Origin of the sequence: Rhodococcus opacus (assembly GCF_012396235.1) — a bacterium.
GTDB classification, from domain to species: Bacteria; Actinomycetota; Actinomycetes; order Mycobacteriales; family Mycobacteriaceae; genus Rhodococcus_F; species Rhodococcus_F opacus.
Window position 1 is genome coordinate 73,545 of sequence record NZ_JAAXPA010000024.1, and the last position, 20,489, is coordinate 94,033.

Genomic DNA, 20,489 nt, shown 5'->3' on the forward strand with positions numbered 1-20,489 from the left:
TGCTCCCGCACATGGTGTGCTGGAGCACCCCTCTCGACGTTTCCGATCCGAGGGACCACCGATGGTCAGTCCCGTCGACGCACAGCATCGGCGTCGAGCTGAGCGGCGAGCAACTGCGCCAAGTGGTCACCGCGACGATCGGTCAGATCCGACAACTGGGTCCGGCAGGAGTAGCCGTCGGCCAGGATCGTCGTGTCCGCATCGGCCCCCACCACGGCGGGCAGCAATTGCTGTTCGGCGACAGCCACCGACACCTCGTAATGCCCCTTCTCCACGCCGAAGTTGCCGGCCAACCCGCAGCATCCGCCCAGTCGCTGAACCTGCGCACCGGCCTTCTCGAGAAGCTGCGCGTCCGGACTCCACCCCATCACCGAATGATGATGGCAGTGCGGCTGCGCGACAACGGACTTGCCTTGGAGAGACGGCGGTTCCCACCCTCGGTCCGTCAACAGTTCCGCGAGGGTGCGAGTTGCCTCGGCGACCGGTTCTGCCGCCGACGTACCCAGCAGTTCCGCGGCGTCCGAGCGCAACACACCCGTGCAGGACGGCTCCATTCCGACGATCGGAATTCCGGCCGCGGCACTACCGGACAGTGCGTCCACGGTGCGGCCGAGGATCTTCTTCGCCGCGGTGAGCTGCCCGGTGGAGATCCAGGTGAGCCCGCAGCACTGCTGCTTGTCGGTCAGTTGCGGCCGGTAACCGGCGGCCTCGAGCACCTGCACCGTGGCGTGCCCGACTTCGGGGGTGAAGTAGTTGGTGAACGAATCCACGAACAGCAATACCGGGTCACCGGTAGTGGCACGGTCGTTTTCCGTGGTCTTGAACCAGGACCGGAACGTCTGCTTCGCGAACGGTGGGATGGTGCGGCGCTTGTCCACCCCGGCCGACGACAACGCCAGCGGTCCGATGCCGGGAACGCGCATCGTGGCGTTGACCAGACCGGGCGCGCGGCTGGCGATCTTCGCCCAGCGCGGGAGCCACCCCAGCGAGTAGTGCGAGGCGGGCCGGACGCGGCCCTTGTAGCTCTGGTGCAGCACTTCGGATTTGAACGCGGCCATGTCGACACCGGTCGGGCAGTCCGAGGAGCACCCCTTGCAGGACAGACACAGGTCGAGGGCGTCGTGAACTTCGGGTGATCGCCAGCCACCCTCGATGCCGGTGCCGTTGATCATCTCCTGCAGCACGCGCGCGCGGCCGCGGGTGGAGTCCTTCTCCTCCCGGGTCGCCTGATACGACGGGCACATCACTCCCCCGGTGGCGGTGTTGTCGGCCCGGCATTTTCCGACGCCGGTGCAGCGGTGCACCGCCTGGGTGAAGTCGCCGTCGTCGTGGTGGTAGGCCAGGGCCAGGTTGCGGCGCAGGAGTGGGGCTGCGGGGATGCGCAGGTCCGCGTCGACCGGACGGGGGTCGACCACGACACCGGGGTTGAGGATGTTGTCTGGGTCGAAGACGTGCTTGACGGCAGCGAAGAGATTCATTGCGTCCGGTGAGTACATCAGCGGTAAGAGTTCGCTGCGGGCGCGACCGTCCCCGTGCTCCCCGGACAGGGATCCGCCGTAGCCGGCGACGAGTGTGCTCGCCGAGACCAGGAAGTCGCGGAAGATGCCGCTGCCGCCGGGCTTGTCCAGCGGCCAATCTATGCGCACGTGCAGACATCCGTCACCGAAGTGCCCGTACGGCAGGCCGGTGACGTGGAATTCGTCCATCAGGGCGTCGAAGTCGCGTAGGTAGTCGCCGAGCATGGCCGGCGGTACTGCCGCGTCCTCCCAGCCCGCGTGTGCGGGCAGGCCGGCGGGACTGCGGCCGGCGAGTCCGGCACCATCGGCGCGGATCCGCCACAGCTGGGCGGTACGGCCCGCGTCGGTGACCACGAGGCTGTCCACGGCTCCGCAGTCGCGTCCGACCTGCTGGGCCCTGGCGATCGTCTCGTCCAGGTCGTCGCCGACGACCTCGACGAACAACCAGGCCGCCCCGGTGGGCAACGGCGGAACCGCGTCCGGGCCGCGGCGCTCACGCACGACCTCGACGATCCGGGAATCGATACCCTCGCAGGCGGTCGGATCGAACTTCAGCACCAGCGGGGTCGCGTCGCCCGCCGACGCGATGTCGGCGTATCCCAGCACGACCAGGACACGGTGGGCGGGCTCGGACACCAAGCGGACTGTCGCACGAGTTGCCACCGCGAGGGTGCCCTCCGTGCCGACCAGCATGCGGGTCACGTCGAACCGATTCTCCGGCAGGAGGTGTTCGAGGGCGTATCCGGACACCTGACGGCCGAATTGCCCGAGTTCGGTACGAATGGTCGCCAAACCGGCGCGGGTGACCTGCTGCAATGCACTCAGTGCCGGGGAAGCCGTCACCTCGCCGGCCGAACCCAGGTGCAACGACTCCCCGGTTCCGGTCAGCACGTGCAAACCCGTCACATTGTCCGAGGTCCGGCCGTATCCGAGCGTGCGTGAACCGCAGGCATTGTTTCCGATCATGCCGCCGATGGTGCAGCGGGTGAACGTCGACGGGTCGGGCCCGAATCGCAGGCCGTGCGGTGCAACGGCCTGCTGCAGCACCGTCTGAATCGTCCCCGGCTCGACGGTGGCGGTCTGTGCGTCCCTGTCGATCGAGAGCACCCGGTTCATGTGTCGGCTGAAGTCGAGAATCAGTCCCGTCCCGACAGCGTTACCGGCAACGGACGTGCCGCCACCTCGCGAGGTCAGCGGCACGCCCTCTCGGCGGCACACCTCGAGGGCGGCAGCGACCTCGTCGGCATGGCGTGGCCGCGCGACGACCAGTGGCCGCACCCGGTACAGGGACGCATCGGACGAGTAGGCAGCGCGGGTGGTGCCGTCGGAGAGAACATCGCTCACTCCCGAACTGCGCAGCTCAGCGGCCAGTGATTCAGCGGAGATCATTCGTAGCATGCTACAACCTCTAGCATGCTACGAACAGCCCTGAGTTGTTACAGTGATCGGGTGGCAGACGAAGCGCTCGAACTCGAACCGCTCACCCCGTTCACGGGCCGACGGATGGAGCAGGCGATCGCGGCGGTACGGGCGGCCATCGACGACGGCCGCATGAAACCAGGAGTGAAGTACTCGGTCTACCAACTCGCCGAGGGCCTGGGCATCTCCCGAACCCCGGTGCGGGACGCTTTGCTGCGCCTGGAAGAAGTGGGACTCATCAAGTTCGAAGCACGCCAGGGCTTCCGCATTCTCCTCCCCCGGCCGAAGGAGATCGCGGAGATCTTCGCAGTCCGGTTGGCCCTGGAACTTCCCGCGGTCCGCAAGGCCGCAACCGTGGCCGACTCCACGCTCTCGGACGCACTGCTCCGGCAACGACGCCTGATGCAGGACGCCGCCGCGGGCGGCGATGAACACGAGTTCGCCCACCATGATCTCGGGCTTCACGACCTGATCCTCGACGCCGCCGACAACGCCCGTGCCCGTGCGATCGTCAAGACCTTGCGTGAGACCACCCAGCTGCTCGGGGCCAACACCGCCGACAGGACCCGAACTCTCACCGACATCGACGACGAGCATGCGCCCATCATCGATGCCATCATCGCTGGGGACCCCGACGGAGCCGAAGCCGCCATGCGCGTTCACCTGGTCAACACCGGGAAACTCCTTGTCACCCAAGCTGTTCTCAGCGACGACTCAGGCCTCTCCGTCGACGAGATCTGGTCGGCCGTCATCGCCTGACCAACGCGTCAGCTCGGCGACGGCTTCTCCGGTGTCGTGCGCCGGCGCACGCCAAGTTCCAGCCAGGGACGGGACGCCGGGCAGGCACGACTCCCACCGCATCTCATGCGATGCCCGGTTGCTCCGGCGCGCCTTCGCCCGCGCCACCCGCCCGGGTGAAGAACGAGACGCGGCCCTTGGTCTCGAGCACGGCAAGCTCGATTTCGTCGAACCGGCGGATGCCCTTCTGCCGGGCATCCGACATCAGGTCGTCCAACGACATTCGCTTGGTACCGCACCTCTTCGGAGCCAGGCGACGGCCGGTGTGCGAGCACGCTCCCGGACACCGTCGAGCACCGAATCCGGGACATGGGCGGTGGAGCTCATCGTCCCAACGTCTCACGAACTGGCGGTCCGCGAAGTCCTTCTGCGTGTGCTGCGACATCAATTCGATAACTACGCGACCGCACGGCACACGAGTCGTTGTTTGACTCACCTGCGGCACGGGTAGGCGGAACACGCAGAACCGTCAATGTTTCGGAGGGAGGAACACGAGATGGCACGCAAAGATTCGCAACCCCAGCTCAAAGACCAGGCCATGTACGAGGAACTCCGCGAGAAGGGCGATTCCAAGGAGAAGGCGGCACGAATCTCCAACGCCGCGGCCAGTCGTGGTCGTAAGAACGTCGGAAAGTCGGGCGGGAAGTCGCCGTCATACGAGGACTGGACCGTCGACGAGCTCCAGAAACGTGCCAAAGAGCTGGGTTTGCACGGCTATTCGAAACTGAACAAGAAGGAGCTCATCGACGAGCTTCGCAATCACTAGCCCGGCGCCCGTTCTGCGAGGCCACACGGTCCTGCGTGATCGCGGCCTCGCCAGTTGCAACCAGGAGGACAGGAGAACAACGTGCTGCTCGATGGGATCAACCACATTGCCTGGATCTCCAAGGACGCCGCCCGGTTGGGCCGGTTCTACGCCGACGTGTTCGACGCCGACGTCGGACCCACACGCACCCACGGCGACGACGGCAAAGAAACGATGACCATCATCCGCATCGGCCCGCACACCGAGCTGAACATCTTCGTGATCGAAGGCAACACCGAACCCGAGCGCCAAACACCAATGTGGGGACGGGGACGCATCGATCATGTCGGCCTGCAGGCCGCCTCCCACGAGGCATTCGCCACGATTCGGCAACGTCTCATCGACGAGGCGGCCAGCGACGGAACCGTCAACGACTTCGGCGCCGTCCAGAGCATCTTCTTCCGCGACCCCGACGGACTCGAAGGGGAAGTACTGATCGCCAAGTCCTCCCGGTAGCACCGCCGTGGACGGTCACCGGGAGCTCGATCCCTCATGCCGACGACCCGGATTCCGACCTCGACCGGTGCCGCCCGTCGTAACGTAGGACCTCCATCGACCTTCCAGTGACCGATGCGAGGAGTGCTGAAGATGTTCGATCTCCGACCCGCCGCCGACGTGATGGCCGCTCTCGTCGAGGCCGTGCACGACGACCAACTCACCGCACCGACACCGTGCCCGGAGCTCACGGTCGGTGAACTCCTCGACCACATCGACGGGCTGTCACTCGCGTTCACCGCCGCCGCGACGAAGACCCCGCCGGCCGGGGGCAGCCAACCGCCCTCCGCCGACGCCGCTCGCCTCGGCACCGACTGGCGCACCCGGATCCCGCAGCGTCTGGCCGCCCTGGCCGGAGCTTGGCGCGAGGAGCCGGCATGGCACGGGATGACCCAGGCAGGCGGACTCGACCTACCGGCCGACATCGCGGGCGCGGTCGCGGTGGACGAGATCGTCGTGCACGGCTGGGACCTCGCCGTCGCCACCGGCCAGAACTTCCACTGCACACCGGAACTACTCGGCGCCGCATACGAGTTCGCGAAGTCGTCGGCCGACCAGAACCCCCACGGCACACCTGGACTGTTCGGGCCACCGGTGACCGTTCCAGACTCCGCGCCACTGCTCGAACAACTGCTCGGCCTGACCGGCCGCGACCCACGGTGGGTGCCCGCCGCCACGTAGCAGTCCGCACTGTCCGCCGCGGACAAAGACCGGGGCGAACTCGAGCCCGGCGGAATATTTCGGACCGCACTCCCCCCGCATAGTGTCGTGGATCACACGGCAAAGCGAAGGGGATCGAAACAGTGTCCGACATCGGCTATTTCACCTGGGACCTCGCGACCGAGCACGGTGACGTTCCGTGCCTGCGCGACGACCACCTCGACCTCACGTACCGGCAGTTCGCCGATCGCGTGGATGCGTTCGCGGCACAACTGAGCGAACACGGGGTCGGCAAGGGTCACGTCGTCGCGGTGATGCTGCCGAACCGGGTGGAGCTGCTCGTCGTGCTGATGGCGGCCTGGCGGCTCGGCGCGGCCGCGACACCGGTCAATCCGACCTTCACCGCCGTGGAAGCGGAGTACCAGATCACCGACGCCGGCGCCGTCCTCGTCGTGAACGAGGGACCTGACGCCCCTACCGCCGGTCGTCCGTCGATCGCGGTCGACGAGATGGCCGCATCTCAGCCTTCGGGGCCGACCCCAGGCCTCCGCCCGGCGGGAAGTGACGTCGCACTACTGATCTACACGTCGGGGTCGACGGGGCGCCCCAAGGGAGTCATGCTCACCCACGACAACCTGCAGTTCATGAGTTCTTCTCTGGCCGAGCACCTTTCACTGACCACCGATGACCACTGCCTACTCGTCCTGCCGCTGTTCCACGTCAACGCGATCTGTGTCAGCTTTCTCGCGCCGATGCTGGCGGGAGGGCAATTGAGCGTCACCGGACGGTTTTCCCCGGCCCGATTCTTCGACGACGTCGCCCGGCTGCGGCCGACCTACTTCTCCGCGGTCCCGACAATCTATGCACTGCTCGCGTCGCAACCCGAGGAGATTGTCACCGACACGTCCTCGTTGCGGTTCGCCGTCTGCGGCGCCGCGCCGATCTCCAAGGAACTACTCGACCGCGCCGAACAACGCTTCGGCCTGGTGATCGTCGAAGGGTACGGGCTCACCGAGGGCACCTGCGCATCGGCGTGCAACCCGCCTGCCGGCGTCCGGAAACTCGGCTCCGTGGGGCCCGCACTGCCGGGGCAGACCATCGCGATCATGGACGATTCCGGCGCTCTGCTCCCCCCTGGAGCGGTCGGCGAGGTCGTCGTCCGCGGCGCCAACGTGATGCACGGCTATCTGGGGCGTCCCGAGGAGACCGACCGGACGATTGTCGACGGATGGCTCCACACCGGCGACGTCGGCCGACTCGACGAGGACGGCTATCTCACCCTCGTCGACCGCATCAAGGACATGATCATCCGGGGCGGCGAGAACATCTACCCCAAGGAGATCGAGAACGCACTCGCCACTCACGACGGCGTACTCGAGGCGGCCGTGGTGGGAGCACCCCACGACGTGTACGGCGAGGTGCCCGTCGCCTACGTCGTCACCTACCCCGACAGTCCGGTCACCGAGGACCAACTCACCGAGCACCTGCGCGACCGGCTCACGAAAGTGAAACTGCCCGTAGCCATACACATCGTCGACGCCTTGCCGCGCAACCCCGTCGGCAAGATCGACAAGCCGGGACTGCGCAGCCGTCACCGCCCGCAACCCGCCGCCACGAGGGGATGAGCAACAGGCTCTCACCGCTCACCACAACACCCTGCCGCAACTCGGGACACCCCCGAGGCGATGACACCTACCCTCCACCCGCCCTATCCAGGAGCATCCGATGGGATTCAAAACCGGGAACTTCCCCGAAGTAGACCCCGCAACATTCCTCGACCGCCCCTTCTTCGACCGGATCCGAGCCATGTCGACCCACTGGGTCGACTACGGCTTCGGCACCCCGAAGATGGTGCACACCATCTACATTCTCAAGCTGCTCGTCCTGTACATCGCCGCCGGACTGTCGATCGCGACATTCACGTCCGGATACAACGTGCTCGACGTCGGCGCGTGGTGGAACGCACCCATCGTCTACCAGAAGCTCATCCTGTGGACGCTGCTCGTCGAAACCCTCGGCCTGGGCGGTTCCTGGGGTCCGCTCGCCGGCCACTTCAAACCGATGATGGGCGGCGCGCTGTTCTGGCTCCGGCCGGGAACCATTCGCCTGCCACCCTGGCCAGGGAAGGTGCCGCTGACATCAGGCGACACTCGCACGGTCTTCGACGTCCTCGTCTATGCCGCAATTTTGGTCAATATCGTCCTCGCGCTCGGATTTGCCGGGGTGCACACACCGTCTGTCGACGCGGCGTTGCCCGGCAACCACGGCCTGGTGAACCCCACGCTTCTGTTGCCGCTGATCGCGCTGCTGATCGTGATCGGGCTGCGTGACAAGGTCATTTTCATCGCCGCCCGCGGCGAGCAGTACTTCCCGGCCATTGTCTTCTTCGGTGTCCTTCCGTTCGTGGACATGATCGTCGCGCTGAAGCTGCTCATCGTGTCGGTGTGGGTCGGTGCCGGCATCTCGAAGCTCGGCCACCACTTCTCGATGGTCGTGCCGCCGATGCTGTCCAACACCCCCTGGTTGCCGTCGAAGACGATCAAGCGCGCCCACTACCGCAGCTTCCCGAACGACCTGCGGCCGTCCATCGTCGCCGGCGGCGTCGCCCACGTCCTGGGCACCGTCGTCGAGGTGGTCACTCCACTGGTGTTGCTGTTCACCACGAATGGCACCATCACCCTGCTCGCGGTTGCGTTGATGGTGGCGTTCCACCTGTTCATCCTGTCCACGTTCCCGCTCGCGGTCCCCCTCGAATGGAACCTGCTGTTCGCGTATGCGGCAGTATTCCTGTTCCTCGGTTTCCCGAACGCCGCCGGCTTCGGGCTGGGGGCCATCTCCTCACCGCTGCTGCTCGCCGCGATCGTCGCCGCGCTGGTGTTCTTCCCCGTCCTCGGCAATCTGCGCCCCGACCTCGTGTCGTTCCTGCCCTCGATGCGGCAGTACGCAGGAAACTGGGCCTCGGCGACCTGGGCATTCGCACCGGGTGCGGAGGACAAGCTGGACGAGTTCATCACGCGGCCCAGTCAGAACACCCGCACCCAGTTGCTGGCGACGTATCCGCCCGAGGTAGCCGACGTCGTGATGCACCAGCTGCTCGGTTGGAGGTCGATGCACAGCCAGGGCCGCGCCCTGTTGTCGCTGATGAGTCGGCATCTCGGGGACGACATCGACACCTACTCCCTCCGGGAGGCCGAGTTCAGCTGCAACTCACTGGTGGCGTTCAACTTCGGTGACGGCCACTTGCACAACGAGCACCTCATTGCTGCCATTCAGCGGCGCTGCAACTTCGCGCCCGGAGAGTTCCTGATCGCGTGGATCGAATCGCAGCCCATCCACAAGGGCATTCAGGAGTACAAGGTGATCGACGCCGCCCTCGGTGTCATCGAGCGAGGCACCTACAAGGTCGCCGACGCCATCGCCGAACAGCCGTGGCTGCCGAACGGTCCCATCCCGTTCGATGTGCGGTGGACGTTGGACATCGACGCCGACCGGGCGATCACCGATCCCGGTTCGCTGTCGGAACCGAGGATGCGCAGCAAGCACGCCACCAATTCGTCCCTCCATGGTGACGAGGGCAGCGGAGTGCTGCGGTGACCACCGCAGTCGTGGTCGGCAGCGGGCCCAACGGGCTCGCCGCCGCGGTCCACCTCGCCCGGCACGGCGTCGACGTCCAGGTCCTCGAGGCCGCCGACACCATCGGCGGCGGCACCCGCTCCGGCGAACTCACCGTCCCCGGACTGCTGCACGACGAGTGCTCGGCGTTCCACCCGATGGGTGCCGGGTCGCCGTATTTACAGACCCTCGACCTCGGCCGCTACGGGTTGACGTGGAAGTGGCCGGAGATCGACTGCGCCCACCCCCTCGACTCCGGTGAGGCAGGGTTGCTGCACCGCTCGATCGCGGCCACCGCCGCCGGACTCGGCGAGGACGGCGCCCGCTGGCAGCGCATGTTCGGCGGACTCGCCGACGGCTTCGACGACCTCGCCGCCGACCTCATGCGTCCGATCGCGAACGTGCCCCGGCACCCACTCCGGCTCGCCAGCTTCGGGCCCCGGGCGCTGCTGCCGGCGACCACGACCGCCCGCTGGTGGCGCACCGACAAGGCCCGCGCACTGTTCGGCGGCGCCGCCGCGCACGCCTACTACCGCCTCGACCGGCCCGCGACGTCCGCGGTCGGGATGATGATCGTCGCCGCCGGGCACCGCTACGGCTGGCCGGTCGCCGAGGGCGGATCGCAATCGATCACCGGTGCACTGGCGGCCATGCTGACCGACTGGGGCGGGAAGATCTCCACCGGTGTCCGGGTGAACAGTGTCGCCGATATCCCCCCGGCGGACGTCGTCCTGCTCGACCTGGCACCGTCCGCCGCACTGCGTATCCTCGGTGAACGTGTCCCCGAACGAGTGGCACGGGCGTATCGCCGGTTCCGGCACGGGCCGGCGGCATTCAAGGTCGACTTCGCCGTCGAGGGCGGGGTGCCCTGGCGCAACCCGGACTGCGGCCGCGCCGGAACCGTCCACCTGGGTGGGAATTTCGCCGAGATCGCCGACGCCGAACGCGACGTCGTGACGGGGAAGATGCCGCAGCGGCCGTTCGTCCTCGTCGGACAGCAGTACCTCGCCGACCCCGGACGGTCGAAAGGAACCCTGCATCCGCTGTACGCGTACGCCCATGTCCCGCACGGCTACACGGGCGATGCGACGAAGGCGATCACCGCGCAGATCGAACGGTTCGCGCCCGGGTTCCGGGACCGGGTCGTCGCCACGGTCAGCAGTGGGCCCGTGAAGCTCGCCGAGTCGAACGCCAACTACATCGGCGGTGACATCATCGGCGGAGCCAACAGCGAAACCCAGGTGGTGCTGCGTCCGCGCATCGCCCTCGACCCGTACAGCACCGGGGTACCGGGAACCTATCTGTGCTCGGCGTCCACGCCGCCGGGAGCCGGCGCCCACGGGATGAGCGGATTCAACGCCGCCCAATCCGCACTGCGCCACCTGCGCAGACACGGCGGCGATGTGCTGTGACCGTGGAGAGGTCTGGGAAACGGAATCGCCGTGGTGCGGCGTTCCTGGAGCGGCACGGTCCGATCGCAGTGATAACCCTCAATCGTCCCGAGGTCCGCAACGTCGTCAACTCGGACGTCTCCGCCGCGGTCGGCGCGGCAATGGAAACACTGGCCCACTCTCCCGACCTTCGGGTCGGAATCCTCACAGGTGCGGGAGATACCTTCTGTGCCGGTGCGGATCTGGCCGCCCTGACCGCCGGGCACAGCATCGACGCACCCGGACACCCGGATGGGGGTTCGGCGGCTTCGTCCGACATGACATCGGCAAACCGCTGATTGCAGCCGTGAACGGTTCGGCCTCGGGTGGAGGCCTCGATCTCATCTTGGCGTGTGACGCAGCCATCGTCAGTTCTCACGCCTCGCTCGGGTCGCGGGGAATGGGACGATATGCGGACTGCGATCCCGACGCGAGGGCACTCGGCGGTCGACTCCAGGCCAGGTCGGTGTTCCTTGGCGACGCGCTCGAGCCGGAGACGGCACTGCGTTGCGGAATGATCGACAGGGTCGTCCATCCACATGAGGTACTGCCGGAGGCCATGCGGCTGGCACGTGCGCTGGCAACGACAATCCCGCCCTTGGAAGGGATCGGCGCCGCGGTCATGCGTCGTCGCGCCGGGAGGAACACTTCCGGGCACTGCGAGCGTGACGCGCCACGTCATCCTCATCAGTACCGGCACGGAGCCCAGCGCGTGCTCCGCACCAGTACGATTTGAGGGACGATTCCCCTACCCGACAGCGTTTCCCGGCACCGCGGCGATCCTGCGGTGCCGGGCGCGCGACCCACTCCACGACGAACACGAACTGAGGAACGATGCTGGATCGACTGTACGCAGCCCTCCTGGCGGCAGCCGGATTGTCCTTCGGCGACTACATCGCCCTCGAGGACGCGGTGAGCGATCCCGATGATCCGCCGCGGACGGTCACCGACCCCACCCTTACCGCCCACCCACTCCTTTGACCGTCGGCTCGCCCTTCGCCTGATCCGGCGTCAGGACCACAGGTCCCAGCCATTGGCACACGAGCAGGGCGAGCTCGACGGCGAGGCGATCCCCGGTGAAGTCTTCGCCCCGTTCCTCCGCGGCCCGCTTCACCCGATATTTCACTGAATTATAGTGCAGATCAAGCTGTTTCGCCGCGGCGACATTGCTGAGGTTGCTTGCGAGGTAGACCTGTACGGTCTCGCGCAGGCGGGCGGCGTTCTCATTGTCGGCCGCCAGACCACGCAAGACGCTGCGCACCCACGCCCGGGTCGACGCGACGTCCTCTATCAGCAGTGCGACTGTCGACACTCCCGGTTCGTCGTACGCGGTCACGACGGGGGCATTCTTTCCTGCAGCGATCGCGAGCGCTCGTGCGCGCTGAGCACGCGTGTACGACTGCCGGAATCCCTCCGGGCCGTTGGTGACCCCGCCGACGGCCATGACCAGCCCCGGATGGCGGGCCTCGAGGAAATCGCGCAATTCACCGTAACCTCGCCGGGGAGCCGCGCGCGTACCGAGCGGGACCCATACCCATCCGGTGACGCGGTCGGCCGCCACGAACAACGGATCGGTCATTGCACCCATGAACCCTGCGACGTCGTGCGCCGCCGATTCGATTCTGGCCAGCATGTCTCCCGAACCGGTATCGGGAACCCAGATGATTGCCGCCAGGTGATTCTGTTGCAGAACATAGTTGAGGGCGGCGCTGGCCCCGGCGTCCGGGCGTTCGTTGCCCGCCAGGATTTCCTGGACTCGGACGGCACGAACACTGCTCTGGTGGGCCAGCCACCGCTCCCGTTCACGCTCGTAGACTTCGACCACCTGCTGCGACACCCTGTCGATATACACCGACATCACGGTGATGATGCGCTCGAGCACCGGCACACCGAGTTCCGGCTCGACCGCTTCCCCACCCAACTCGTCAAATACCAGCTTGAGGAGGTTGGTCTGCCCGAGTCGGTATGCGCGTACGAGCGCGTTGACGGGAACCCTTTGCTGAGCAAGACGTCTCGCGTATTCCATCGCCGCAGCGGGCGCCTCCAGATTTTCTGGTGCGATGTTGTGCTGCAGTGTGTGGAAGATGGTGTCGAGGTTTCCTTCGACACTCGCACCGAGTAGGTCGAACAGCTGCCGATCGGCGCGCAGATCGGGAATCTCGCTGTACAGCACATCCGTGATATCGGCGGTCAACGTCACCAGCCGCTGGTTGAGCGAGCCCGCGATTCGTGCGACCAACAGCGCGGCGCGCTCGTCGTGTGAAGCCATGCGAAGACAATAGAGCAGTCGACACCCGCGCATGACGATTTACCCGGAACGCCATCCTCAGCATCCCTACCTGCACATTTCCGCCCAGCCGGCCGTCCAGGTCTCCACTGGCACGAACCGGGCATGTCCCGACAGGACAAAGGGCATCTGTTTCTTGATGCTTCGCGGACGTGGTCACCATTACAGGATTCTCCTATCGTCAAGAGCGCTCGGCCAGCGCCTGCGGACTGCACGATGAGCGACGCACGGCCCCCCGAGACACCGTCGTACGGGGTTGTTTTCGAGCGATCCCGTCCAGTTCGACAGGCGCGAACGGCGTCTCAGCGTCCACAACGAAGGGATCACAGTGAACACCACAAGCTTCCGCGGGAGAACCGCCGTCATGTCCGGGGGAAGTCGTGGCATCGGACTTGCCATTGCCCGCGCGATCGCGAGCCGCGGTGGAAACGTCGTCCTGCTCGCCAAGACCGATACCCCCGACCCTCGACTGCCCGGGACGATTCATACCGCCGTCGCAGAATTGAACGAGCTGGGCGGACACGCCGTACCCGTTGTCGGTGACGTCCGGAACGACGACGACATCGCCGGGGTGGTCGATGCCGCCGTCGACAACTTCGGCGGCATCGACATCGTCATCAACAACGCAAGCGTGCTGGATGTCTCGAAGACCGAGGACCTGCCGCTCAAGAGGTTCGATCTGATGCAACAGGTCAACGTGCGCGGCACTTTCGCCCTGACCCAGGCGTGTCTTCCGTACCTGCAGAAATCCTCCGCCCCGCACGTACTGACACTCTCACCACCACTGAACATGTCGCAGCACTGGCTGGGCGCCCATCCGGGCTACATGCTGGCCAAGTACGGGATGACGCTGGCGGCGTTGGGCATCGCCGCCGAACACGCGAATCTACCCATTTCCAGCAACTGCCTGTGGCCGCAGACGATGATCGCGACGGCAGCGGTCGGGAACCTGCTCGGCGGCCACGACAGCCTGGAGCACTCCCGCTCCCCCGAGATCATGGCCGACGCCGCGATCGAACTGCTCGGCCGTCCCGCAGGCACCGACAACGGTCGCACCGTCCTCGACGTCGAAATTCTCACCGAAGCCGGCATCACCGATTTCACGACATATGGTGGAACCGCCCCGTTGACGATCGACATCTTCGTCGACGCTGCTGCGGGATGACATCGCACTCTTCGACGTCAGGCGTCGTAACCGCCCTCGACGCTGACCTCCTCCGTGTCACCCTCGACCGGCCGGCGCGCATGAATGCAGTGCGGATCGAAACGCTCGACGCGATCACAGACGCCCTCGAGTCGCGTGCCGGCGATTCGGCGGTCCGCGCGGCCGTCCTCACCGGCGCCGGGGGCGCGTTCTGCACCGGTGCCGACCTGTCGACCACGACGACGAACGACCGGCCGACAGCGGCCACCATCGATGCCGCGACCATCGACGCCGCAAACCGAACCGTGGCCGCGATCCGCGCGTTTCCCCGTCCCGTCGTCGGTGCAGTCAACGGACCCGCCGCGGGTGTCGGCGTATCCCTGGCACTCGCATGCGACCTCACTGTCGCTACGAAGTCCAGCTACTTCCTTGTTGCGCTCACCAAGGTCGGTCTCATGCCGGACGGCGGAGCCACCGCCCTCGTCGCCGCGTCGATCGGCCGCGCCCGTGCCATGAAGATGGCTCTCCTCGCAGAACGACTCCCGGCGCGTGAAGCGCTTACCGCCGGGCTCATCGCCGATGTCTACTCCGACGACGAATTCGACTCTGCCGTAGAGAACCTCACGTGCCGGCTCACGAACGGCCCCGGCGACGCCTTCCGCTGGACGAAAGACGCCGTCAACGACGCCACACTCACCGAACTCGACAATGCGTTCGCACGCGAACGGAACGGGCAACTCGAGCTACTCGCCTCCCCCGACTTCGAGGAAGGCGTCACCGCGTTCCGGAAGAAGCGTCCCGCCGCGTTTCGCCGGACCTGAGAACCATCGGGACCGCCACAACATCCATCACGAAGAAGGCCGAAGTGACCTGTCGGCGAGCGAGGGCCTCGAGGATCAACGCCCGTGATGCCGGGGTAGCCGAGAGTTTTCGAAGCGCTCCCGGGTAGAGCCGTTGCGGCCGCGCAGGGCGCCGACCAGTCCGCCGGAGATCACCACCACGCTCTGTATGCGGCCATCGACGGGCGGCGGCGGCAGATGGTCGACCATCTTGGTTTTCGGACGTTCTGTTGGTCGTGAGCGGCGAGACAGGCCGTGCGGTGGTTACCCTCGGGTGATGAATGCATTCCCGAACTCCACGGTGGGCACGAACACAGCGGTGGCCGGCCTCGAGAGCACCTTTGCCGACGAGCTGGGCGCCTTGACGGTCCCCTGGCAGGGTGCGCATGCGCCGGACCCCACGTTGCTGGTGCTCAACGAGCAGCTCGCGGCGTCGCTGCGGTTGGAAGTCCGGGCACTGCGAAGCGAGGACGGAGTCGGCGTGCTGTCCGGATCGACGGCGCCCGCCGGGACCAAGCCGGTGGCGATGGCATATTCGGGCCATCAGTTCGGCGGATACGCACCGCTCCTCGGGGATGGTCGGGCGTTACTGCTCGGCGAACTGGTGAACAGTGATGGGCAGCGGGTCGATCTGCACCTCAAGGGCTCGGGGCCCACGCCATTCTCCCGGGGCGGCGACGGGTTCGCGGTGGTCGGCCCGATGCTGCGCGAATATCTGGTCAGTGAGGCCATGTACGCCCTGGGCATCCCCACGACGCGCGCGCTCTCGGTGGTCGCGACGGGCCAGCACGTTCGCCGATACGGCGCCGAGCCCGGTGCCGTGCTCGCACGGGTCGCGGCCAGTCACCTGCGGGTGGGCACCTTTGAATACGCGGTGCGGCAGGGTGATGTCTTGCAGCCGCTCGCCGACTACGCGATCGCCCGCCACTACCCGCAGCTGACCGAACTACCGGCGGAGCGTGAAAATAATCGCTACCTGACGTTCTTCGAGGCGGTGGTGGAGGCGCAGGCCTACCTGATGGCGAAATGGATGCTCACCGGTTTCGTGCACGGGGTGATGAACACCGACAACACGACCATTTCGGGTCAGACCATCGACTACGGTCCGTGCGCCTTTCTCGACGCGTTCGACCCGGCCGCAGTGTTCAGTTCGATCGACCACGGCGGCCGCTATGCGTTCGGCAACCAGCCCGCTGTCCTGAAGTGGAATCTGGCGCGCCTCGCGGAAACGCTACTGACCCTGATCGATTCCACGCCGGATGACGCGATCACCGCGGTCTCGGCGGTCCTCGACACCTTCGACGAGCGTTACGACGGCCACTACGCGACCGGTATGGCGGCAAAGCTCGGTTTGGCCGGCACGCTCGTCGAGCGAGCGCTGATCGACGACCTGCTGACGTTATTGGAGGAACACGGTGCCGACTGGACGGGCACCTTCCGTGCTCTCGCGGACGAACTACGCGGAAACTCGACGCCGCTCGACGGCCTCGTACCGCGCGAGCACATCGGGCCATGGCTGGAACGCTGGCGCGGCGCCCTGACCAACCATGGGCGCGGGGCGGCGGAGACCGCGAACGCAATGGACCGCGTCAACCCGCTGTACATCCCCCGCAATCATCAGCTCGATGCGACTCTGCGCGCCGCGACCGACGGGGACCTCGCTCCGTTCGAGAACCTACTCGAGGTCGTCACGCATCCGTTCGACCGCCGCGACGAGTGGTCCGACTACACCACGCCCGCTCCACAGTCGTTCAACCAGACCTTCCAAACCTTCTGCGGCACTTAACTTCCAAGTGGCCATAGGCTACGTTCGCGTCGAGTGAATTCGGGGCGGCTGTCACTGAGCTGAAGAAGGCTGTCCAGCTACCCCAGCGAATGACACCTAAATGCACAGGAACGCAGCGGGCAGTCTGCGTAGGCGAGATCCGCCCGGAGGCGTGGACTCAGCCCGGGCCAACCAACCACCCTTGCGCGCCATCGGATGGCGGTCAGCGCCGGCTCCGGAGGGTTATGACGACCACGGCGCTGCGGTGGGCAGGGCGTGGACGCGACGAGGGAAGGCGACCGCACCCTCAACTCCGCCATCCATGGCGTCGCGATGAGCCAAGCCAGGGTCCACGGCAACGAGGGCGAGCCGGGACTGTCGGTGCGGTGCCGGTATACGCGAAACGCGGGCTCGGGGATGCCCGAGAAGACTCGGGGAGTCGTCTTGGTGGCCCCGGCGCTGCCGAGGCGCCGGACGTCACCAGCCGAGGCGCTCGAGTGGCAGACACTGGGACGCCTCGTCGTCGCGGCTGGCCCGCCAATGACACGCGCGGTGCTGCGACTGGCGGGCCGGCGAATACTGGACGCCAAGCGAACCGCGATCAACGACGCGGGCTCCATCTCGGGTAGCCGGACCGACCTCATCGGTGGAGACCCGGGCCGTGTCTCACGAGCGCAGGTCGACCTGTGGCTCGATGCCCTCGAGGCGGCCCGCGAGCACCCGGAACGGCTCGCCGGCACGGCTGCCGCGTTCGCGTCGATCGTCAAGGCCATGTTCATCACGCAGAGACCGACGAACGAGGCACTCGATTCCGTGCAGGTGCCCGTCTTTGTGCTGTGGGGAAGGGACGATCACGTTGTCGACCCCACGTCGCTCACGCAGCACGCCCGACGGCCGGGCTGGACACCCCGGCCCATCGATGACGTTGGCCACCTGCTTCCCGTCGAGGCGCCCGACCTCTACACGCAGGCAGTCTGCCAGTGGCTCGCCGTGATTCCCGGATTCGGACGCCCTACGTAGATGGCATCTTCCCGACCCCAGCAGATGGGCCCAGCGGAGGCCAGTTCCTCGCCGCTCGGGGATCCCCCAGTGGGACGGCCGGATGACGTCATCGCCCCAGATTCCGCCTGATTTCACCGGCGAGTTGCGCCGGTACCCGGACGAAAGGTGCGGGTCTGCGGATAGCCGCCGCAGCGAGCCGAGAGTGTCCAGGAAATCGGATGTTCTGCCCTCGAGGAAGTGCTCAGTGCGCGGTCGCCCCACCGCACGCGCGTCAACGCGGTGCGCGCGGCGGCGAAGCCGCATAATTGAGGGTGCGAGGTGAGACCGTTGCGGCAGACACCCTGGTTGACGACGACGATATTCGTCGGGTCGGTTGTTCTCCTGCTCGCAGTCCACACCGGCGGTGGTGCGTCGAGCGAACCCGACACGGAAGCGACGCGCAGGCTCGACCCCGCCGGGCCGGTACTCACCCTCACTCCGCCCCGCGGGCAGCCGGGCGACCGCATCCAGTACCACGCGGCGAATCTTCCGACCTGCGGCGGACCGTGGGCGGTGGAGTTCGGCGATCGTGTCCTGGGTGAGACCCGGCAGGTCGGCAGCGTCGCCGACTTCCGCGCCGCGGTGCCGAACCGCGGCAGTCGCGGTTTCCAGGTGGCCGGGCTGCGGTGCCTGCCGATCCCGTCGATGGTGGTGCAGACGACGTTCGAGGTACTCCCGGTGACACGTTCGTCGGAGCCGACCACTACCTGGATACTGCCGCCACCACCAGAGCTACCGACGCGGACGAAGAGACCCACACCGACGACCCCCACCACCACGCCCACAGCTCCTGCTGACGCGGGGCGGTAGCGGCGGCGGCCGGAGAAAGAACGGCGGCGCCTGCGGAAGCTGCGCCGCTCGAACCGACGTCGTTCACGGGTCCCTTACAGCGGCGGGGCCGCGTGCTCGTCCGCACCAGCCCAGGTCGAACTTCACCCACCGCTGCCAGGTCTCCTGAAGGACGTCCTCGGCGTCAGTTGGCGAGCCCAGCAACATCCACCTCCCCGCTCATGCCAGTCTGCTCGGCTTGGACAGCGATCGACCGTGCTCAGCCTGGACCCGCTGCCGCCGGGAGGCGTCGTTGACCGGCCACGTGTGCGACCCAGGCTTTCGCGCCTCGTCCGCCAGCTGCTTGACGGGACTCACTGCCGCGGCTTCCTTGAGCTTCGCACCGAGGCGGCCCCGCAGATGAAGCCGCATCGCGGTGTCATCCCTGTGTGCGAGCTGGAAGACGCCGTCCTTACGCCCCAGGCTGACGCACATGGCGGCGATCCCCTTGCCGAAGTCTGCGGGCCGTTCCCCCGTTATCCGGCTGAGCACCGTGTCAGCGGCATGCGAACCAAGAGGAAGCGCCGCTTGGCAACTCATTCGCAACGGCAGGTTCGACGGGGCCGCGGCATCACCGGTCGCGACGATGCGTTCGTCGTCCACGCTGGTCAGCGTCTCGTCGGTGAGGAGACGGCCTACGGCGTCGGTGCTCAGCCCGCTGCGGCCGGCCAAGTCCGGAACGCCGAAGCCGGCGGTCCAGATCGTCACCGTGCTCGGGAGCACACGGCCGCCGCTGAGCTCCACGGCGTCACGTGTCACCGCGGCCACCGTCGCACCGGGGCCGTCGAACACGGCCACACCAAGATTGGACAACCCCCTGGCCACCGAGCGTCGGCCCCGCGGGTGCAGGTACGGCCCGAGCCGGTCGCCGCAGACCAGAGTCACAGTGCGCCCGAGCTCCGCGAGCTCGGCGGCCGTCTCGATGCCGAGCGGACCGCCACCGACGACCGTCACCGGCGCCATCATGGGGGCGTCCTCGAGGACCGACCGAAGCCGCTGCGCCTCCTCCAGGCTGGCGGTCGGATGGGCGAACTCGGCCGCTCCGGGTACGCCGGCCGGGTCGGCGCTGCCACTGCCGACGGCGTAGATCAGGTAGTCGTATCCGACGGTCTCGCCGGTCTCCAGCTTCACGCCGCGCTCGGCAGCATCGATCCTCGTCACGCTGTCCACCAACAACCGGATGCCTCCGGCCAGCACGTCGGAGTAGTCGACCACCGCGTCGTCGGACCCGCCCACCAACTGGTGCAGACGGACCCGCTCGACGAAACACGGACGTGGATTGATCACCGTCACCGCCACATCGTCGCGCTTGGTGAGGCGATTCGCCGCCATCACGCCGGCGTACCCGCCGCCAACCACGACCACATCGATCTTTCCGGGGCGCACAGAGTTCGCATTCATGATGTCTCCTCGAGATTGGGGTCGCACATAAGACACCGCCCGCTCCACCGTTGTGACAGCACAGGACCCACGCCCCCCACATCGGGCGTCGGCGCTCCCCGAAAACCAGATGTGACCTGCTACCGATCAGTCAACGACAAGGCTCTGCGGCGGCGAAGGAGAGCGTCGGCGTGCGTAGTTGGACAGCGCGCCCACGTCCCCTGTCCGACAGATAGCGGCCTGCAATCGGCCGTGCCGTCAAGGGACAGAAACCTCGGGGCCGCCGGACGCCGAGCTCCCACGAGGTCGCGCCTCGTCCGTGGTCCGGCTCCGGCCGGTGCACGCCGAGACGGCAAGCGCACGCCCAGTTCACAGTCGACGCGTCGGCATGACACTGCGGGGGGCGGTCCGGACAGACCCGAACCGGACTCCGGCGCACCGTCATACACCAGCCGGCGCCACCGCCCGA

General features: G+C 66.9%; 18 protein-coding genes and 1 pseudogene. 15 read left to right on the forward strand and 4 right to left on the reverse strand.

Annotated features, from left to right (window positions below; translation table 11 throughout):
• Positions 1–65 precede the first annotated feature (65 nt).
• Positions 66–2,915, reverse strand: a complete 2,850-nt coding sequence (locus HGB39_RS27030; protein WP_064080729.1) for an FAD-binding and (Fe-S)-binding domain-containing protein — start codon at positions 2,913–2,915, stop codon at positions 66–68.
• Positions 2,916–2,966: 51 nt separating this feature from the next.
• Between HGB39_RS27030 and HGB39_RS27035 the strand changes: the two genes are divergently transcribed.
• Positions 2,967–3,695, forward strand: coding sequence for a GntR family transcriptional regulator (locus HGB39_RS27035; RefSeq protein WP_005560849.1), 729 nt, complete (start codon positions 2,967–2,969; stop codon positions 3,693–3,695).
• A 103-nt stretch (positions 3,696–3,798) separates the two neighbouring features.
• Here the strand turns inward: HGB39_RS27035 and HGB39_RS27040 are convergent.
• Positions 3,799–3,975 (reverse strand): annotated as a pseudogene (locus HGB39_RS27040) (YetF domain-containing protein); the annotation flags it as partial.
• A 255-nt stretch (positions 3,976–4,230) separates the two neighbouring features.
• Between HGB39_RS27040 and HGB39_RS27045 the strand changes: the two are divergent.
• From HGB39_RS27045 to HGB39_RS27080, 9 genes are all read left to right on the forward strand, one after another.
• Positions 4,231–4,500, forward strand: a complete 270-nt coding sequence (locus HGB39_RS27045) for a DUF7218 family protein (protein WP_005560851.1) — start codon at positions 4,231–4,233, stop codon at positions 4,498–4,500.
• Between the two features lie 81 nt (positions 4,501–4,581).
• A complete protein-coding gene (locus HGB39_RS27050; RefSeq protein WP_005253117.1) occupies positions 4,582–4,995 on the forward strand; it encodes a VOC family protein in 414 nt (137 codons plus the stop codon).
• Between the two features lie 132 nt (positions 4,996–5,127).
• Complete coding sequence (locus tag HGB39_RS27055) at positions 5,128–5,715, forward strand: TIGR03086 family metal-binding protein (RefSeq protein ID WP_043787002.1); 588 nt, start codon at positions 5,128–5,130, stop codon at positions 5,713–5,715.
• Between the two features lie 122 nt (positions 5,716–5,837).
• Positions 5,838–7,319: a class I adenylate-forming enzyme family protein gene (locus HGB39_RS27060; RefSeq protein WP_005560855.1), complete on the forward strand. Its 1,482-nt coding sequence runs from the start codon at positions 5,838–5,840 to the stop codon at positions 7,317–7,319.
• A 100-nt stretch (positions 7,320–7,419) separates the two neighbouring features.
• Positions 7,420–9,288 (forward strand): DUF3556 domain-containing protein, encoded by a 1,869-nt coding sequence (locus HGB39_RS27065; protein ID WP_005560857.1) that lies wholly within the window; start codon positions 7,420–7,422, stop codon positions 9,286–9,288.
• The gene (locus HGB39_RS27070; RefSeq protein ID WP_005560859.1) at positions 9,285–10,718 is read left to right on the forward strand and encodes a phytoene desaturase family protein; all 1,434 of its coding nucleotides are present in this window, start codon (positions 9,285–9,287) and stop codon (positions 10,716–10,718) included. Before HGB39_RS27065 ends, HGB39_RS27070 begins: the two co-directional genes overlap by 4 nt.
• A gap of 68 nt (positions 10,719–10,786) precedes the next feature.
• Positions 10,787–11,035 carry an enoyl-CoA hydratase-related protein gene (locus HGB39_RS39655; RefSeq protein ID WP_265146010.1) on the forward strand — a complete coding sequence of 83 codons (249 nt, stop codon included), beginning with the start codon at positions 10,787–10,789 and terminating at the stop codon, positions 11,033–11,035.
• 8 nt (positions 11,036–11,043) lie between these two features.
• Positions 11,044–11,472: an enoyl-CoA hydratase-related protein gene (locus HGB39_RS39660; RefSeq protein ID WP_267204540.1), complete on the forward strand. Its 429-nt coding sequence runs from the start codon at positions 11,044–11,046 to the stop codon at positions 11,470–11,472.
• 98 nt (positions 11,473–11,570) lie between these two features.
• Positions 11,571–11,717: a hypothetical protein gene (locus HGB39_RS27080; RefSeq protein ID WP_155756079.1), complete on the forward strand. Its 147-nt coding sequence runs from the start codon at positions 11,571–11,573 to the stop codon at positions 11,715–11,717.
• Here the strand turns inward: HGB39_RS27080 and HGB39_RS27085 are convergent.
• Positions 11,695–13,005: a PucR family transcriptional regulator gene (locus tag HGB39_RS27085; protein ID WP_005560865.1), complete on the reverse strand. Its 1,311-nt coding sequence runs from the start codon at positions 13,003–13,005 to the stop codon at positions 11,695–11,697. The two genes, HGB39_RS27080 and HGB39_RS27085, sit on opposite strands and share 23 nt — an antisense overlap.
• 346 nt (positions 13,006–13,351) lie before the next feature.
• Here HGB39_RS27085 and HGB39_RS27090 point away from each other — a divergent pair, with 346 nt between their 5' ends.
• The 5 genes from HGB39_RS27090 (at position 13,352) to HGB39_RS27110 (ending at position 18,622) form a co-directional block, all read left to right on the forward strand.
• On the forward strand, positions 13,352–14,188 hold the full coding sequence (locus HGB39_RS27090) for an SDR family oxidoreductase (protein WP_043786996.1): 837 nt from the start codon (positions 13,352–13,354) through the stop codon (positions 14,186–14,188).
• Positions 14,185–14,988, forward strand: coding sequence for an enoyl-CoA hydratase (locus tag HGB39_RS27095; RefSeq protein WP_005560869.1), 804 nt, complete (start codon positions 14,185–14,187; stop codon positions 14,986–14,988). The genes HGB39_RS27090 and HGB39_RS27095 overlap by 4 nt, the downstream gene beginning before the upstream one ends.
• A 295-nt stretch (positions 14,989–15,283) precedes the next feature.
• Positions 15,284–16,792 carry a protein adenylyltransferase SelO gene (locus HGB39_RS27100; protein ID WP_005560870.1) on the forward strand — a complete coding sequence of 503 codons (1,509 nt, stop codon included), beginning with the start codon at positions 15,284–15,286 and terminating at the stop codon, positions 16,790–16,792.
• Between the two features lie 255 nt (positions 16,793–17,047).
• Positions 17,048–17,791 carry an alpha/beta fold hydrolase gene (locus tag HGB39_RS27105; RefSeq protein WP_043787000.1) on the forward strand — a complete coding sequence of 248 codons (744 nt, stop codon included), beginning with the start codon at positions 17,048–17,050 and terminating at the stop codon, positions 17,789–17,791.
• Between the two features lie 309 nt (positions 17,792–18,100).
• On the forward strand, positions 18,101–18,622 hold the full coding sequence (locus HGB39_RS27110) for a hypothetical protein (protein ID WP_064080730.1): 522 nt from the start codon (positions 18,101–18,103) through the stop codon (positions 18,620–18,622).
• A gap of 198 nt (positions 18,623–18,820) precedes the next feature.
• Here HGB39_RS27110 and HGB39_RS27120 read toward each other — a convergent pair whose 3' ends face one another.
• A complete protein-coding gene (locus HGB39_RS27120; protein WP_005573391.1) occupies positions 18,821–20,041 on the reverse strand; it encodes an NAD(P)/FAD-dependent oxidoreductase in 1,221 nt (406 codons plus the stop codon).
• Between the last annotated feature and the right edge of the window lie 448 nt (positions 20,042–20,489).

Bases quoted from the DNA above. Each gene is read 5' to 3' on its own strand.
- HGB39_RS27030 (WP_064080729.1), bottom strand. From the start codon at position 2,915: ATGCTACGAATGATCTCCGCTGAATCACTGGCCGCTGAGCTGCGCAGT.
- HGB39_RS27045 (WP_005560851.1), top strand. From the start codon at position 4,231: ATGGCACGCAAAGATTCGCAACCCCAGCTCAAAGACCAGGCCATGTAC.
- HGB39_RS27055 (WP_043787002.1), top strand. From the start codon at position 5,128: ATGTTCGATCTCCGACCCGCCGCCGACGTGATGGCCGCTCTCGTCGAG.
- HGB39_RS27065 (WP_005560857.1), top strand. From the start codon at position 7,420: ATGGGATTCAAAACCGGGAACTTCCCCGAAGTAGACCCCGCAACATTC.
- HGB39_RS27080 (WP_155756079.1), top strand. From the start codon at position 11,571: ATGCTGGATCGACTGTACGCAGCCCTCCTGGCGGCAGCCGGATTGTCC.
- HGB39_RS27085 (WP_005560865.1), bottom strand. From the start codon at position 13,005: ATGGCTTCACACGACGAGCGCGCCGCGCTGTTGGTCGCACGAATCGCG.
- HGB39_RS27095 (WP_005560869.1), top strand. From the start codon at position 14,185: ATGACATCGCACTCTTCGACGTCAGGCGTCGTAACCGCCCTCGACGCT.
- HGB39_RS27100 (WP_005560870.1), top strand. From the start codon at position 15,284: ATGAATGCATTCCCGAACTCCACGGTGGGCACGAACACAGCGGTGGCC.
- HGB39_RS27120 (WP_005573391.1), bottom strand. From the start codon at position 20,041: ATGAATGCGAACTCTGTGCGCCCCGGAAAGATCGATGTGGTCGTGGTT.